16 protein-coding genes and 1 pseudogene are annotated in these 13,864 nt (G+C 55.0%); 4 read left to right on the top strand and 13 right to left on the bottom strand.

The genetic code is table 11. The annotated features are described in order from the left end of the window. Window positions 1-2 precede the first annotated feature (2 nt). The 3 genes from GM154_RS19190 to GM154_RS19200 are packed head-to-tail and all read right to left on the bottom strand — an operon-like array spanning window position 3 to window position 3,972. Complete coding sequence (locus GM154_RS19190) at window positions 3-2,246, bottom strand: molybdopterin cofactor-binding domain-containing protein (protein ID WP_219653072.1); 2,244 nt, start codon at window positions 2,244-2,246, stop codon at window positions 3-5. Then, a complete protein-coding gene (locus GM154_RS19195; RefSeq protein ID WP_219653073.1) occupies window positions 2,243-2,725 on the bottom strand; it encodes a (2Fe-2S)-binding protein in 483 nt (160 codons plus the stop codon). Before GM154_RS19195 ends, GM154_RS19190 begins: the two co-directional genes overlap by 4 nt. After that, a complete protein-coding gene (locus tag GM154_RS19200; protein ID WP_258019918.1) occupies window positions 2,722-3,972 on the bottom strand; it encodes a cytochrome c in 1,251 nt (416 codons plus the stop codon). The genes GM154_RS19195 and GM154_RS19200 overlap by 4 nt, the downstream gene beginning before the upstream one ends. Window positions 3,973-4,238: 266 nt before the next feature. On the opposite strand from GM154_RS19200, the gene GM154_RS19205 reads away from it, so the two are divergent. Then, window positions 4,239-4,745: a hypothetical protein gene (locus GM154_RS19205; protein WP_219653074.1), complete on the top strand. Its 507-nt coding sequence runs from the start codon at window positions 4,239-4,241 to the stop codon at window positions 4,743-4,745. A gap of 40 nt (window positions 4,746-4,785) precedes the next feature. Here GM154_RS19205 and GM154_RS19210 read toward each other — a convergent pair whose 3' ends face one another. The 6 genes from GM154_RS19210 to ttcA all read right to left on the bottom strand — a co-directional run bounded on the left by GM154_RS19210 (window position 4,786) and on the right by ttcA (window position 8,789). Continuing rightward, window positions 4,786-5,106 carry a hypothetical protein gene (locus GM154_RS19210; protein ID WP_219653075.1) on the bottom strand — a complete coding sequence of 107 codons (321 nt, stop codon included), beginning with the start codon at window positions 5,104-5,106 and terminating at the stop codon, window positions 4,786-4,788. 70 nt (window positions 5,107-5,176) lie between these two features. Further along, window positions 5,177-5,728 (bottom strand): C40 family peptidase, encoded by a 552-nt coding sequence (locus GM154_RS19215; protein WP_010794747.1) that lies wholly within the window; start codon window positions 5,726-5,728, stop codon window positions 5,177-5,179. Between the two features lie 72 nt (window positions 5,729-5,800). After that, window positions 5,801-6,418 carry a C40 family peptidase gene (locus tag GM154_RS19220; RefSeq protein WP_374940328.1) on the bottom strand — a complete coding sequence of 206 codons (618 nt, stop codon included), beginning with the start codon at window positions 6,416-6,418 and terminating at the stop codon, window positions 5,801-5,803. 97 nt (window positions 6,419-6,515) lie between these two features. Beyond that, a complete protein-coding gene (locus tag GM154_RS19225) occupies window positions 6,516-7,277 on the bottom strand; it encodes an NAD-dependent protein deacylase (protein WP_010794749.1) in 762 nt (253 codons plus the stop codon). Further along, window positions 7,277-7,948, bottom strand: a complete 672-nt coding sequence (locus GM154_RS19230) for a DNA-3-methyladenine glycosylase I (RefSeq protein ID WP_219653076.1) — start codon at window positions 7,946-7,948, stop codon at window positions 7,277-7,279. The genes GM154_RS19225 and GM154_RS19230 overlap by 1 nt, the downstream gene beginning before the upstream one ends. A 16-nt stretch (window positions 7,949-7,964) precedes the next feature. Then, window positions 7,965-8,789, bottom strand: a complete 825-nt coding sequence (ttcA, locus tag GM154_RS19235; protein WP_219653077.1) for a tRNA 2-thiocytidine(32) synthetase TtcA — start codon at window positions 8,787-8,789, stop codon at window positions 7,965-7,967. A 100-nt stretch (window positions 8,790-8,889) separates the two neighbouring features. Between ttcA and GM154_RS19240 the strand changes: the two genes are divergently transcribed. Both GM154_RS19240 and GM154_RS19245 read left to right on the top strand, forming a co-directional pair. Then, window positions 8,890-9,498: a DNA-J related domain-containing protein gene (locus GM154_RS19240; protein WP_219653078.1), complete on the top strand. Its 609-nt coding sequence runs from the start codon at window positions 8,890-8,892 to the stop codon at window positions 9,496-9,498. A gap of 91 nt (window positions 9,499-9,589) precedes the next feature. Further along, window positions 9,590-10,090: a SprT family zinc-dependent metalloprotease gene (locus tag GM154_RS19245; RefSeq protein WP_219653079.1), complete on the top strand. Its 501-nt coding sequence runs from the start codon at window positions 9,590-9,592 to the stop codon at window positions 10,088-10,090. Window positions 10,091-10,141: 51 nt separating this feature from the next. Here GM154_RS19245 and GM154_RS19250 read toward each other — a convergent pair whose 3' ends face one another. Further along, window positions 10,142-11,473 carry a dicarboxylate/amino acid:cation symporter gene (locus GM154_RS19250; protein ID WP_010794754.1) on the bottom strand — a complete coding sequence of 444 codons (1,332 nt, stop codon included), beginning with the start codon at window positions 11,471-11,473 and terminating at the stop codon, window positions 10,142-10,144. A gap of 385 nt (window positions 11,474-11,858) precedes the next feature. On the opposite strand from GM154_RS19250, the gene GM154_RS19255 reads away from it, so the two are divergent. Beyond that, on the top strand, window positions 11,859-12,569 hold the full coding sequence (locus GM154_RS19255) for a 4'-phosphopantetheinyl transferase (protein ID WP_219653080.1): 711 nt from the start codon (window positions 11,859-11,861) through the stop codon (window positions 12,567-12,569). A 44-nt stretch (window positions 12,570-12,613) separates the two neighbouring features. Here the strand turns inward: GM154_RS19255 and GM154_RS19260 are convergent, their stop codons facing one another. From GM154_RS19260 to GM154_RS25695, 3 genes and pseudogenes are all read right to left on the bottom strand, one after another. Beyond that, window positions 12,614-12,829, bottom strand: a complete 216-nt coding sequence (locus GM154_RS19260; protein ID WP_074824126.1) for a hypothetical protein — start codon at window positions 12,827-12,829, stop codon at window positions 12,614-12,616. 192 nt (window positions 12,830-13,021) lie between these two features. Then, window positions 13,022-13,633 (bottom strand): tRNA-uridine aminocarboxypropyltransferase, encoded by a 612-nt coding sequence (locus tag GM154_RS19265; RefSeq protein ID WP_219653081.1) that lies wholly within the window; start codon window positions 13,631-13,633, stop codon window positions 13,022-13,024. A gap of 57 nt (window positions 13,634-13,690) precedes the next feature. After that, window positions 13,691-13,864 (bottom strand): annotated as a pseudogene (locus GM154_RS25695) (chemotaxis protein); the annotation flags it as partial.

Raw genomic sequence — 13,864 nt, forward strand, 5'->3', positions numbered from 1 at the left:
GCTTATGCGTGCATGGCATTGGTCAGGCGCGCTCTTGTCAGAGGTACCTGCCGCAGCCGTAACCCTGTCGCATCGAATACCGCGTTGGCAATAGCGGCAGGCACTGCAGCAGACGTTGCTTCACCTGCCCCAACAGAAGGCTGGTCCGGCTGATCGAGCAAGACGATGTCAATCTCTGGTACTTCATGAAAGGCCAGCACGGGATAGGCTCCCCACTCAAGACTGGTCACACCGGTAGGGTTGAACGTCACTTCCTGCTTGAGTGTACGGGCGATCGCCTGAATCACATTCCCCTCAATCTGATTCCTAACACCGTCCGGGTTGATGATGAGCCCGCAATCATGGGCAACCGTCACGCGTCTGACCCTTACTCCGGCTGAGCTGACATCCACATCGGCGACTACGGCCACATAGGCATTTTCATTCTCGTATTGAACGTAACTGATCCCGCGGCCCTGGACGGATTGGCCTTTCCATCGATCAGGACCCTGCTGTCGAGGCGTCCAGCGAGCCTGCCGGGTGGCCGCTTCAAGCACGGCACGGCCGCGAGGATCCTGCAGATAACGCAGTCGAAACGCCAAGGGATCAACCGACACGGCCCAAGCCAGCTCATCCATGAAGGATTCATTGGCAAAGGTGTTTGCTACCGCTCCCAAACCACGCAGTGCAGAGGGCCGTAGCGGCGAACTCAAGGGGTCGATCCAGTGCGTTTCAACCCGACAGTTCACCAGGGTGTAATTGGTGGGGGCGTTACGGTCTCCCCCCGCGTTGGGCCCCTGGATGGCCAGTCCCCGAGAGAGCTGTCCGGCCAACAGGGAAGCAGCCCCCGCCTTGGCGCTGGGCCGGGTGACATGGGTAGGCGTCCAGTTCTGGAAGTGCCACGCCACAAGGTCACCGGATTCGTTCATGCCTCCCTGCAGCTGCATCAGCATAGCCGGACCCTTGGGGTTCCAACCATGCTCGTCAGCCCTGGACCACTGCACACGTACCGGACGACCACAGTGCCTGGACAGCAGCGCAGCATCACCCGCGACGTCGTCCGCCCCATTATGTCCATAGCATCCTGAAGCTTGGCTATAAATGACATGCACGGCATGTTCGTCCATGCTTAGCAGATTGGCCAAAGCCGACCGTAACGGATAAATGCCTTGAGTACCCGACCAAATGGTTGCCGCGTCAGCTCGTACATCGGCAATAGCGCACGAAGGACCAATCGAGTCGTGATTTTGAAAAGGCCAGCGGTACTCAGCCGAGATAACCTGGGCGGCTTGTCCCATATGCTCGATGACATCGCCCTGCTCGACCAGTACCTCAGGCTCGCCGGCCACATGGCGCAAATGGCCGAACAAATCGCCAGGGTTCGGCAACGTAGAGGTATAGCTCCACGTCACTTTGAGCGCACGGGCAGCCTGCATAGCCACCCATTCCTGCTCTGCAACCACACCCACGAAGTTGCCTTCATAGACCAGTTGCGCGCCTGCCGGTAGTTCACTGGCATCGAGGTGCTCGATTTTTAATCCATCCAGACGGCTGGCGCCCGTTATCGGAGGACGAATTACCCGCCCATGCACCATACCAGGGACAGTTAGGTCATGAGTGTAACGAAACTGGCCGAAAACCTTGGCAGGAATATCCACTCGCGGTATGGATTGACCGACGACTCGATAGCTTTCGACCGCTCGAACACTAGCAGTCTTATCTACAGAACGTTCAAAGGCACCCTGCGTCAGCAGGTCGGAATAACGAATATAACGGCCTGCTGGATCGCCTCGGTAGACCACACACCCATCCACCGTATCGAGCACCGATGTATCGAGCCCCAGACGACGTGCGCCCTCATTAAAAAGATAATGCCGGGCTGAAGCGACAGCCTGACGCAACTGGGCACCACCCACCTGAATTGTCTTGCTCCCTGCCGTGATGCCCTGGTTGGGCGTCAACTGTGTATCACCCTGAATCAAGCGAGTGGACTCGAACGAGACGCACAACTCATCCGCCACGATCTGGCGCAATGCGGTCTCAACCCCGGTTCCCAGCTCCACCTTGCCGCTATAGATAATGACGTGGCCATCCTGGCGAATAGCCAACCAGGCGTCGAGCTGTCTGGCGTCCAGGGTTTTCTTCGCCTGCTCGGCCGAAAGGTCAGGCGTCAATAGCTCGGCAGCCCGAACACCGTCAAAGCTGAACCCTACCACCAGAGCGGATAGCCCTTGGAGAAAACAACGGCGCGACACCAGGAAAGTCATAAGCGCTCCTCGCCCTGGCGCATGAGGCCTGCGGCACGCTGGATTGCCTTGACGATGCGCGTATGTGTTCCGCATCCACACAGATTACCGGCAAGCGCCCGTTTGACTTGCTCGTCGGTTGGCGAGGCGTTTTGAGAGAGCAATGCCTGTGCACTCATCAATATGCCTGGAATGCAATACCCACATTGTGCGGCCTGCTCATCGATGAACGCCTGCTGCAGAGGGTGTGGTCGGTCTGGCGTGCCCAAGCCTTCAACGGTCACGATAGCTTGGCTTGCCAGTGAGCCGACCGGCACGCAGCAGGAGCGTACAGGGCGACCGTCTGCCAGAACCGTGCAAGCCCCACACTCACTAAGACCGCATCCGAATTTAGGGCTCATGATGCCCAGCTCGTTGCGCAGCACATACAACAGTGGCACCTGCGGATCGACATCGACCTCGTAAGCCGCACCGTTGACATTCAATTGATGGATTATCATTGCCCGGCTCCTGCTTCTCGTTGACGGGCTACGTCCTGAGCCGAAAACACATGGGTATGGCCACCGAACCGGTGGCCGATATAAGTGGCCAGACTCGCAATCTGATCATCATTCAAGAATGCGCGATAGCCGGGCATAAAAGCCTCATCCTGCATCCCCTTTCGCTCAATCCCTTCAAGCATGACACGAATGAGGTTTGTTCCATCCGGGTCGCGCACGGCCGAGTAATTCGGAAAGGAACGCGGATAAGGTCCTCCCAGCCCTTGTCCATCGGGATGATGACAGCTCTCGCATAGCGACACGAATAACGCTTCGGCGTCTGTATTGCCCTGCGCTTCCGGCTTCACACTTATTTCGGCATGCGTCGGTACGGTGCCCGGCTTTGCAGGCACGCTACGCAAATACGCCACCATGGCCCGCAGGTCTTCGTCCGTCAAAAACCGCAGGCTACCGCTGACAACCTGTGCCATGGGTCCGCCCGCTACCGCCTCCCCACGCTGATGACCATTTCGCAAGTAATTCATCAGCTTTTCGTCACTCCAGTCACCGATACCACGAGGGTCAGACGTGATATTCCAGGCCGTCCATCCCTGCTGGCGCGCACCGCCATAGTGCAGAGAGCGATCCAACCCCTGACTCCAGGTACGAGGCGTATGGCATTCCCCACAGTGCCCTAGCGCCTCGCTCAGATAAGCGCCACGGTTGATCTGTTCGTTCGAAGAAACCTCGTTGAAACGGCCTTCACGGAAATTGAGTAGCTTCCAGCCCTTGATGATCCAACGCTGATCGAAAGGAAAACGCAGCTCATTGGCAGGCGGCGTATAGACAACGCTTGGACGGGACCTTAGATACGCAAGGATGGACAGAACGTCGTTACGGGATAATTGGGTGTAAGCCGTATAGGGAAACGCCGGGTACAAATGTGCGCCATCAGGCCGTATGCCTTTATGCATGGCATTGAGAAACTGGTCGTCGCTCCAGGCACCGATACCAGTCGTGTTTTCAGGCGTGATGTTAGTAGAGTAAATCGTACCGAAGGGCGTGATAAAGGCTACGCCACCGGCGAAGGGCAAGCCGTCCTTACGGGTATGGCAGCTCTGACAGTTTCCCAACTGCGTCAGGTATTCGCCCCGTTTCGCATTAATGCTTGCGCCCTCTCCCGCCCAGACAGGGCCATTGAGCGTGGCGAGCAACAACAAAGGCAGGGCTTTACACAAAGCCCGCCCTAAAGGTGGGCCTAACCCCATCGGCTATCGTCCTATTCTTCTATTTTTCACCTGTCCCGATGCAATGGGACGACAGCTGCGATTCGACTCGCCAAGATAAAGGCCACAAGCGGTGTGTGCAAGCCAAATGGACCAAAACGGATTCAGCAAGCCTGGCGGTCATTATCAAAACCTCAGACTTGTCACCTGCCCAAAATTTACGTACTGCTTACACAAGCCAAACACTTCTTGCAGTTCAACTGGGCAGGGTGCCTTTCCACGATTGCGCATACAACATGGGAGCACATATGCATCTTTTTTCTCTCAGCAAAACAGCTGTTGGCCTCGGAGCTATAGGCATAGCCAGTCTTGCTACGGCGGAGCCGCTTCACGGGCATGGTCCCGGATTAGACTGGCGTGCTCCACACAGTGCCGGTCCGGCCTTCAACCCAGGCCCCCGACATGGGCACGGGCTACCAGACTTTGCGCGAGAGGTCTGGATAGGCAGTGCACTCTACTTTTTGGCTGCAGGTACTTACTATGCATGGAATGCCGATCAACAGCGCTATATCGTTGTAACACCATCTGTTCCTACAACAGTCAGTACACAAAGTTATGACGTCATCGCCTACCCGGCTCGCGGCCAGACGCCCGATCAGCAGGCTCGGGATCGATATGAATGCCATAGCTGGGCAGTCACTCAAAGTGGCTTTGATCCAGCCACCGCAACGGCAGCCCCGCCAAGCGCAACTACGGATTATTATCGTCGCGCATTGACAGCCTGTCTGGCTGGACGTGGTTACAGCGTCAATTAAAAGAAGGAAAATAAATTACTCTAGCTAACCCGCCCAAGCGTTACCGTTTGGGTACAAAGCCGTCCGGCTTTCGTGACAGCCACTCCACGAATGTTCGTATCCGCTCATCCTCCATGAGGCGCTCACGGTTGTTGTAGGTGAGTGCTAACGCTTTCTCGTCAAACGTGGCGTGAATGTGGTTATGGCACGGACGACATACCCACAGCGTTGCCGTAATACGCTCTATACGATCAAAGCGCTTTTGCACGTAGGGCTTGTCATGCAGAGACTTGGGAATCAGATGATGCCGAGTGAGCGGAGCCTTTCGTCCGCAAAGTTCGCAGGCGTCAGGCTGAGGCGGCAGTCGAATCGCGTCTGGCATGAACGGGAAGGAAAATGTGTGTTTCCATCAGATTCAACCGATCCACCTGGAGTTCAAAGCGCCTCTGGTATCAGAGGCGCCCGCCAGCGGCACTGCTGGCCAGGTTAGGTGTAACCAGTACACGTTTGGCATCCAGATAGGACTTCTGCCAGTAACGGGTACTAAGGCTGTCTAGCCTTACCGTTCCGCCAGTACTGGGCGCGTGTACAAAGCGCCCTTCACCCACATAGATTCCCGCATGACTGACCTGCTTGCCTCCAGCCGTCGCAAAGAAGACCAGGTCACCGGGCTGCAAGGCCGATTGAGAGATAGAAGGCGCGTTGAGAGTGATCATTTCCCGCGTGGAGCGCGGCAAGCGAATCCCCATGACGTCGCGGTATACGAAATTGATCAGGCCACTGCAATCAAAACCGCTGTCGGGCGTGTTCCCCCCGTAACGGTAAGGCGTCCCAACCAGCCCTATTGCGCGAAACAGAACGTCATCGGCGGCCTGTGAATGGGTATCAAGCTGAACCCTGGAAACAGGCGTTGGCGCAGGAGGAGGAGAAGGCGGCGGAGTGCCAGCACAGGCGGCCAGCAGAATGGTCAGAGCAGTCAGCGCGATACGAGCCAAAGCAGGCATAGGACAATCCATTCACTCTTGCATTCCACCTCGATCGCGCAGCGTTGAACGCGCTACGCGATCAAAGCCTTGTTAGCGCAATATGCGCTTTCCTTCGAGGAAGCTGACCTTCCAGTAATGGTCTTCAAGACTGTCTACACGAACACCGCCACTGCGATGGCTCGAGGAATGAATGAACTTCCCCTCGCCCATGTAAATGGCTGCATGACTGACACGACCGCGGCCGTTGTGATTGAACAGCAGAATGTCGCCTGGCTGCAGGTCGTTCTTGCTGACAACAGGTACATCAAGATTGATGATCTGGCGGGTTGAGCGTGGCAACTGGATACCGGCTTCCTCACGGAAGACATAATTGACGAAGCCACTGCAGTCAAAACCCTTGAGCGAGCTTCCGCCAGTGCGATAAGGCGTACCGACAAGCTCTTCGGCGCGGGTCAGGATGCTATCGGCCAGAGTCGGCATCGGCTGCGTGGAGCCAACCTCATGCTCCCAGCTCAAAGGCTGACGGGAGGCATGACCACCCCCACGGGTAGCTTTGCTGGAAAGCCAATGAATTGGCTGAGCCGATTGCTTGCTTTCAACAGCGGCCGATTGTTCCCGGGCCGGCTTTGAAAGCTGTGCCTGTTCAGGCTTTTGTTGTTGTGGAGCGTTGGCGCAAGCCGCCAACAAAGCAATAAAACTTAGGGGCACGAGGGGTGCTAAGCGAGTCCGTAGCATGGGCACGACCGTGTCGAAATTCAAAAGTTGCGACACTTTGCCGTTTACCCAACGAACAGGCAAGAATTTTTTAATCGGACATGTGACTTAAAATAATCGATAAAACGTCTACGGCCCTTTTTTGGAGCCTGACTGTCACCGATGCACTCAAATCAGTCATGGTTGGATTGATCTCGGCAACAAAACCCCCGTTGTTGAGGGTCTGCAAGGCTGGCTCGATGACATACGGGAAACTGGCGGTAGTGCCTATGAGGAGCACAACGTCATAACCGGTAGCATTCTGCTGCATCAGAGTAGATACCGCTCTGGCAGGTAAGGCCTCCTCAAACAGCACGACGGGCGGTCGTAAAACACCCCCGCAACGGTCACACCGTGGCGGCAGGGAATGACCAATTTTATCAGCAACAGGGATATTGCCTGCCTCGCAGGCCGAGCAAAACAGTGGCCCCATCTCACCATGGATCTCTATGACTCTGTCCATGGGCGACCCGGCTCGCCGGTGAAAACCATCGATATTCTGGGTCAGCACCCAACACTCAGACTTGCGCCGCTGTAACTCGGCTATGGCCTCGTGACCTGCATTGGGTTGAGCGCTAAGACAAGCCCTGCCCAACTCCGCCAGATACTTCCAGCAGACATCCGGACGGTGTCGAAACATCGTACCGGAGAGCGCAGCCTCGATAGGAATGCCCTCTTCGGTTTTTCCGTTATACAGCCCATTGAGACCGCGATAGGTAGGCAGACCAGAGTCTGCCGAAAGCCCAGCACCTGTTATCACAAGAATCCGCTGAGCGCTTTCAAGCGCCTGGGCCACCTGCCGTATCGTGTCCATCAATGATTTACCGTATGCGCGAGCATGACCGAAAGCTGACACAACGGCCGCTTGCTTTCCGCCTGCCATTGATTGAAGGCGGCCTGCATGGCAGCCCGATCACGCTGACTGGTCGGCTCCTTGTCGATAACGTTTTGAGCCTTGAGCGCAGCCACAACGTCCTGCGTGGCAACGAAAGTGTCCTTGCCCGCCATTCTCAAAAAACGCGGTGCCGAAAGCCCTCCCATCTGGCTACCTCGCCTGGATAAAAGCTGCCAGAGTCCCACGATATTCTCTGAGGGCCAATCCGCCAGAAATTGGCCAAAGCCACCCTGTTCCCGCTGGATATCCAGGATGAACTGCGCATTACGGGGAACGCTTTTCAGCTTCCCCAGATGCCGGATCAGACGCGTGTCCTGCATGAGCCGCTCCAGCCATTCGCCGCCCATCAGGACGACCTTTTCTGGATCAAAGCCAAAGAAAACCTCTTCGAACGCAGGCCACTTGGCGTCTACCAAGCTGTGCTTGAGACCCGCACGAAATATTCGCCGCGTCATCAAGGACAAATAGCGGTCAGCAGTCACTTGGGCGAGCGCTTCGGCTGATGCAGGCTGGGGTAATACCGCTTCAAGGGCTTTGGAAGAGCCGAAGCGGTTCAGGCAAAACTCATGGAGCCAGGCATAGTCACGCATTGGAGAACACAATACCTCAGAGATTCATAACATCCAGAAAACGCGGTGTAGCGTCCTCATCGATGCGCAGGTTCACAAAATCGAACAAATTACGGTCGGCCAGCTGCGAAGGAACTACATTTTGCAGAGCCCTGAACATAATTTCGGTGCGCCCTGGGGTCTTGCGATCCCACTCCTGAAGCATCTCCTTGACTACCTTGCGCTGCAGGTTTTCTTGGGAGCCGCACAGGTTGCATGGAATAATCGGGAACTGCTTGAGCTCTGCGTAGGCTTCGATGTCCTTTTCGCTGCAATACGCGAGCGGACGGATTACGACATTGCGTCCATCGTCTGCCAAAAGTTTAGGCGGCATTGCCTTGAGGGTTCCGCCATGGAACAAATTAAGGAAAAAGGTCTCTACTATGTCGTCCCTATGATGGCCAATCGCCATCTTGGTCGCTCCAATTTCGTCGGCATAGGTATAAAGCGTTCCGCGGCGCAGACGCGAGCAAAGCGAGCATGTCGTTTTGCCTTCGGGAATCTTTTCCTTGACGATCGAATAGGTGTCCTTTTCGATGATGTGGTAAGCCACACCGATGGATTCGAGATAGGCCGGCAGTACGTGCTCGGGAAAGCCTGGTTGCTTCTGGTCCATATTGACCGCAACGATCTCGAATTTGATAGGCGCGACCTTTTGCAGGTACAGCAACACATCAAGCATGGTATAGCTGTCTTTACCACCAGACAGGCAGACCATGACCTTGTCGCCATCTTCGATCATGTTGAAATCGGCGATGGCTTCGCCAGCCAGACGTCGCAAACGTTTCTGGAGCTTGTTCTGATTGACAGAAAGGGTGCTCATGGATGAATCCAAATCAGGAAATGCACGAAAAGGACTATTTTACGCGTAAAGCACGGTTTCCCCTACCCTGCTCTGTACAACCCGCTTATCGGTATGGGCTATGACTGCTTTTCAACCAGCCCCGAATGAAACGCTCATTCATCAATTGCATGCATTGCTCAAGGCGGCCCCTGCAGGGTTATCGGAATACGATGTGATCCAGCGCCTGAGAGCGGACCGGTCACCCTTTGTGCCTCAAGAGCCGCTGCTGGATAAACTGGTACTGTTCCGCACGCACTTCGTCTTGTTCAATGCCTTGTATACCCTGCGCGATCGATTATGGGCCAATGCCAGTGCGCACCTTGAGATCCATGCCCTGCGCATTCAGCTACAGGATTATCGCCGAGCAAAACCCGGCCTGATCGTAGCGGATCCTTTGCGCAGCTATTATCTGGATCTCGAACAGCTCGACACGACCACGCTGGAAGACGTAGAGGCGCTGCTAGAGAGCTTCTGGACTCGCCAGAATGATGAAGGTGGCATCAAGTCTGCCTTTGCGTTGCTGGATCTGGACGAGTCTGCTTCATACTCAGCCATTCGCCATCGGTACCGACAGCTGGTTAGCCGTAACCATCCGGATCGTGGAGGCTGTACCGCAACTCTGCAGTCACTCAATGGGGCAATGGAAGCGCTCAGGCGACATCATTTGCGTAATGAGAGCATCAATTAGTAATTAGCTGTCCGGGCTGCTTGCCGGTAAGCGGCTCGCTTAGGCAGTCGATGCGCTTTGACGCATAATAGGCTCGATACGGAGAAAGCGAATGCCTCAAGCCTTACTCGCTCGTGTCGAAGACTGCTATCAGCTGGCCGAGCATTTTTTCAAAAAACCGTTTATTCGCCCCGACGTGAGCCTTCGCCTACGAGGACAGAAAGCCGGGGTTGCCCATCTGCAGGAGAACCGCCTGCGCTTTAACGAGGTGCTCTACAGGCAGAATCAGGAGCATTTTTTAAAGCATACCGTTGCCCACGAAGTGGCCCATCTGGTAGCTCACCAACTATTTGGCAGTCGAATAAGTCCGCACGGCAAAGAGTGGCAACTCATCATGCAGGGGGTATACGGTCTGCCACCAAGCAGATGCCATACCTATGCAATCGAGCGTCCGGCACGGAAGGTCTACCTCTATCGGTGCGGCTGTTCGGAAAGCCCTTTTTCCTTTACCGCGCGCCGACATGGACTGGTCAAGAAAGGGTATCGCTACTCTTGCCGTCGCTGTCAGAGTCCGCTGACTTACACAGGGCAAACACGGCTCGACAATGAATGACGAACAAGCAATAAAAAGCCCCGTCTATACGGGGCTTTTTATTGGGAGAGATCAAGCCACCTTGTGGGCTTCTTCTTCCTCTATACGCGTCGGGCCATTGGCCAGCTCACGGTGCAGTTGGCCCTCATCCAGCTGGTTACACCATTTAGCAACCACAATGGAGGCGACACCATTACCTACCAGGTTGGTCAGTGCACGAGCTTCGGACATGAAGCGATCGATACCTAGAATCAGGGCCAAACCCGCAACAGGCAAGTGACCTACCGCGGACAAGGTTGCAGCCAGGACGATGAAACCACTACCCGTTACACCTGCCGCACCCTTGGAGGAGATCAGCAGCACGAGCAACAGCGTGATCTGATGCGTGATATCCATGTGGGTATTGGTTGCCTGAGCAATAAACACAGCCGCCATAGTCAGATAGATGGATGTGCCGTCCAGGTTGAACGAGTAACCGGTTGGAATTACCAAGCCAACCACTGACTTCTGAGCGCCCAGTTTTTCCATCTTGGTTAACATGCGTGGCAGTGCAGACTCGGAGGAAGACGTACCCAGCACGATCAGCAGTTCTTCACGGATGTACTTGATGAACTTGAGAATGCTGAAACCATGGGCACGGCAAATGGCGCCTAGCACGATAAGCACGAACAACACGCAGGTTATGTAGAAGCACAGCATCAACTGGCCGAGCTGAACCAGCGACCCCACACCGTATTTGCCAATCGTGAAGGCCATGGCACCAAAGGCACCGATTGGAGCCAGCTTCATGATGACATTGATGATATTGAAGAATACGTGAGAGATGCGATCGATGAAGTTGAAGATCAGCTCGCCCTTCTCGCCCAAACGATGCAGGGCATAGCCGAACAAGACAGCAAAGAACAGCACCTGAAGAATTTCACCCTGGGCGAACGCATTAACCACCGTCGACGGGATGATGTTCATCAGGAACTCAATGGTGCTCTGCTTTTCACCAGCAGCCGCGTAAGCAGCGATACCCTTGGTATCCAGAGTGGCAGGGTCAACGTTCATGCCAGCGCCCGGCTGGACAACGTTTACAACAATCAGACCAATGATCAGGGCAATGGTCGACACGATTTCAAAATACAGCAGCGCATAACCGCCGGTCTTGCCGACAGCCTTCATGCTCTGCATGCCGGCAATCCCTGTTACAACGGTACAGAAGATGATCGGCGCGATCACCATCTTGATCAGCTTGACGAAACCATCACCTAGCGGCTTCAGGGCAGCACCGGTATCCGGGTAGAAGTGACCAATCAAGATACCGATGGCAATAGCCACCAGAACCTGAACATACAAGGACTTATACAACGGGGGTTTTGCAGCAAGAGGCACTGCGGTTGCTTCAATTTTAGCTGTCATGGGAGTGATTCCATGGTGCTTACGCTCACATCCTTGCGATACGTCAAGCCAATCGCGTTCTGCCCCTCATCCAGGGAGCTTTTGTTGTGGATTAAGGCCATGCCTTGATCTTGCCATATACAATGCAAGCCATGTGCCACCCCAACACAAAAGACAAAACTCCATATTTTTCATAGCGTTAGCTACTGATAAGCATGAATAAAGAGGTTCAAGAGGCGGATATTCGCCCAAGGTGGCGGTTTTCCCCCTGAGGTATTTGGGGGAAAACCGCCGCAGCAGAGGTTGGCATTGCCGATAAAAAGCTGATCATGCAACACCTGTCTGATGCCAATGACTGACTGTAGCGTCGCTTGGCGGATGAGATACAGCGCGGCAGAATACTTTCATGACTACTCTCTATCCTGGCGATATTTTTCCAACCTTGTACTGGCCGTTTTCAGTTGAGCGACTGGGCGTGGCTCTATACTCCACGCGCTTTATCCCTACCCTGTTAACCGCCGCGGATTTCGACTGCCTTGACATGGCGCTGCCCCCGTCACTGCTAAAGGCCGTGCCGAAGCGGCAGACCGAATTTCTGGCTGGACGATTGTGCGCACGAGCATCGTTAGCTGAAACAACAGGAGCCGTGCAAACGCCACACGTAGGGAAAGATCATGCACCTATGTGGCCGAGAGGCTTCTGCGGCTCCATTACTCACAGTCACGGCTGGGCAGGAGCAGCAACTGCGGCAACCAGGCAGTGGCAAAGTATCGGACTGGACGCCGAGACGCTGCTGGCTCCAGGACGTGCAGCGCGGCTGGCCAGTGAAGTGCTGACGCCCCGTGAACATGAAAGCTCTGATGCTGAAACCGCCTTTTATGTCACTGCAGTCTTTTCGCTCAAGGAGAGCCTTTTCAAGGCGCTTTATCCGCTGACTGGCGTTCGCTTTTATTTCCAGGATGCCGAGCTGGTCGAATGGGATCCATCCGGCTATGCCCGGTTGCGTCTCGCCAAGACGCTTTCACCCTGCTGGCAAAAGGGGCGGGAGCTTGAGGCCATGCATGTGCTTGAAGAGCAGCGCTTTCTGAGCATGATCAGAGTGCCTGCGGGAATCTAATAAAAAGCGGAGCCTAAGCTCCGCTTTTCGTCACGACTTGCCCTTCACATCATCATGCTGCGGGCATCGGCTACAGGTGCCGGTGGAATGGGATCAGGTACGGTGGGCTCGCCAGGCTCAATGGGTTGCGATGGCGGAGAAATAGGCTCAGTCGGAACACCAGGCTCAATAGGCTGATCTCCACCCATCCATACTGGAATGAAGGCCAGAATGGTTTCTTCCTCTTCCACCTGTCGTACGACTTGGATACTCAAGGTCATGGCTTGCTCTCCTACTCGACCGGTCTTACCGGATTCATCCGGGCTGTAATGGATAGAGCCTAATACGGCCAAGAAATTCATAATTTCCGGTAAGTGGTCGCTTTTGACTGTTTAAAGAGCCCGCACGCTTTGAACGCTTCAGAGCTTCCTTAAAAAGAGCATGCCTAAACGGTATGTCGGGCTCATGACAGCCTAATGATGATGTCTTTTTAGCGCGTGGTTTTTTGCAAATACCTCTTCACCCATTGCCTCGATCTGGCGCTCGATTAACCTCTCGAAAGGCGCAAGCAGCGCATCGAAACGCTTGGGCGTCTCTAATATGTTCAAGGCTGTGACAATCGCCTCGATGGTCGAGACAGCCCCAGCGACAGGAGCTTTTCGAAGGCGATAACGCGACGAAAGACCGGTCGGCAAGCTGACTCGTGGTAACGCTGCCACGCACGGATTAAGGTACAGCAGCTTGCGTGCCTTTCGCCATGTGCCGTCAGGTATGACAAGCATAGCCTTGCCAGAAGGCTCAGCTTTGGCCTTTATATGCTCAAGGCTTTCAGCCTGCTCGTCAGGAAACAACAACCAGGGCGTATACCCTTCCCAACGGGCTTCGAGCCCTTCGAACTGCTCACCAACAAGCAACTCGCTGTTTACCAAACCTAGTGCGGCCAGGCGCGCCGTGTTCAGCGCATGCTGGGTTTCGTCAGGGTGTTGCAGGATCAACAGGCGAGTCGCACTGGAAAGCCTGGGAACAAGCGCGCACAAGCAATGGCTTTCAGGACGCTGGCATGCAGCACAACGTAGGCGTGACATATAACCTCTAGGTAGACCAATAGCAGGTAACAGCCATCAGTCTACCTCAAGCGTTGCCTAGCGATTAAAGCGCTCTGCCAGATCACGCAGATAGACTGCCATCTGCTCAAGCTCACCACTGAGCACAGCACCTTGCTGTGACTGTTGAGTGCTGTGATCGGATAACTCGGCAATGCGGGTGATCTGCTGATTGATGTCCTCTGCCACATGGCTCTGCTCTTCTACCGCCGT

The organism is Pseudomonas sp. MAG002Y (assembly GCF_019400845.1).
Classification (GTDB): Bacteria; Pseudomonadota; Gammaproteobacteria; order Pseudomonadales; family Pseudomonadaceae; genus Chryseomonas; species Chryseomonas luteola.

What these genes read in the sequence shown, in the direction of transcription:
- GM154_RS19190 (WP_219653072.1), bottom strand. Translation starts at nt 2,246, where the DNA reads ATGACTTTCCTGGTGTCGCGCCGTTGTTTTCTCCAAGGGCTATCCGCT.
- GM154_RS19195 (WP_219653073.1), bottom strand. Translation starts at nt 2,725, where the DNA reads ATGATAATCCATCAATTGAATGTCAACGGTGCGGCTTACGAGGTCGAT.
- GM154_RS19200 (WP_258019918.1), bottom strand. Translation starts at nt 3,972, where the DNA reads ATGGGGTTAGGCCCACCTTTAGGGCGGGCTTTGTGTAAAGCCCTGCCT.
- GM154_RS19205 (WP_219653074.1), top strand. Translation starts at nt 4,239, where the DNA reads ATGCATCTTTTTTCTCTCAGCAAAACAGCTGTTGGCCTCGGAGCTATA.
- GM154_RS19210 (WP_219653075.1), bottom strand. Translation starts at nt 5,106, where the DNA reads ATGCCAGACGCGATTCGACTGCCGCCTCAGCCTGACGCCTGCGAACTT.
- GM154_RS19215 (WP_010794747.1), bottom strand. Translation starts at nt 5,728, where the DNA reads ATGCCTGCTTTGGCTCGTATCGCGCTGACTGCTCTGACCATTCTGCTG.
- GM154_RS19225 (WP_010794749.1), bottom strand. Translation starts at nt 7,277, where the DNA reads ATGGACACGATACGGCAGGTGGCCCAGGCGCTTGAAAGCGCTCAGCGG.
- GM154_RS19230 (WP_219653076.1), bottom strand. Translation starts at nt 7,948, where the DNA reads ATGCGTGACTATGCCTGGCTCCATGAGTTTTGCCTGAACCGCTTCGGC.
- ttcA (WP_219653077.1), bottom strand. Translation starts at nt 8,789, where the DNA reads ATGAGCACCCTTTCTGTCAATCAGAACAAGCTCCAGAAACGTTTGCGA.
- GM154_RS19240 (WP_219653078.1), top strand. Translation starts at nt 8,890, where the DNA reads ATGACTGCTTTTCAACCAGCCCCGAATGAAACGCTCATTCATCAATTG.
- GM154_RS19245 (WP_219653079.1), top strand. Translation starts at nt 9,590, where the DNA reads ATGCCTCAAGCCTTACTCGCTCGTGTCGAAGACTGCTATCAGCTGGCC.
- GM154_RS19250 (WP_010794754.1), bottom strand. Translation starts at nt 11,473, where the DNA reads ATGACAGCTAAAATTGAAGCAACCGCAGTGCCTCTTGCTGCAAAACCC.
- GM154_RS19255 (WP_219653080.1), top strand. Translation starts at nt 11,859, where the DNA reads ATGACTACTCTCTATCCTGGCGATATTTTTCCAACCTTGTACTGGCCG.
- GM154_RS19260 (WP_074824126.1), bottom strand. Translation starts at nt 12,829, where the DNA reads ATGACCTTGAGTATCCAAGTCGTACGACAGGTGGAAGAGGAAGAAACC.
- GM154_RS19265 (WP_219653081.1), bottom strand. Translation starts at nt 13,633, where the DNA reads ATGTCACGCCTACGTTGTGCTGCATGCCAGCGTCCTGAAAGCCATTGC.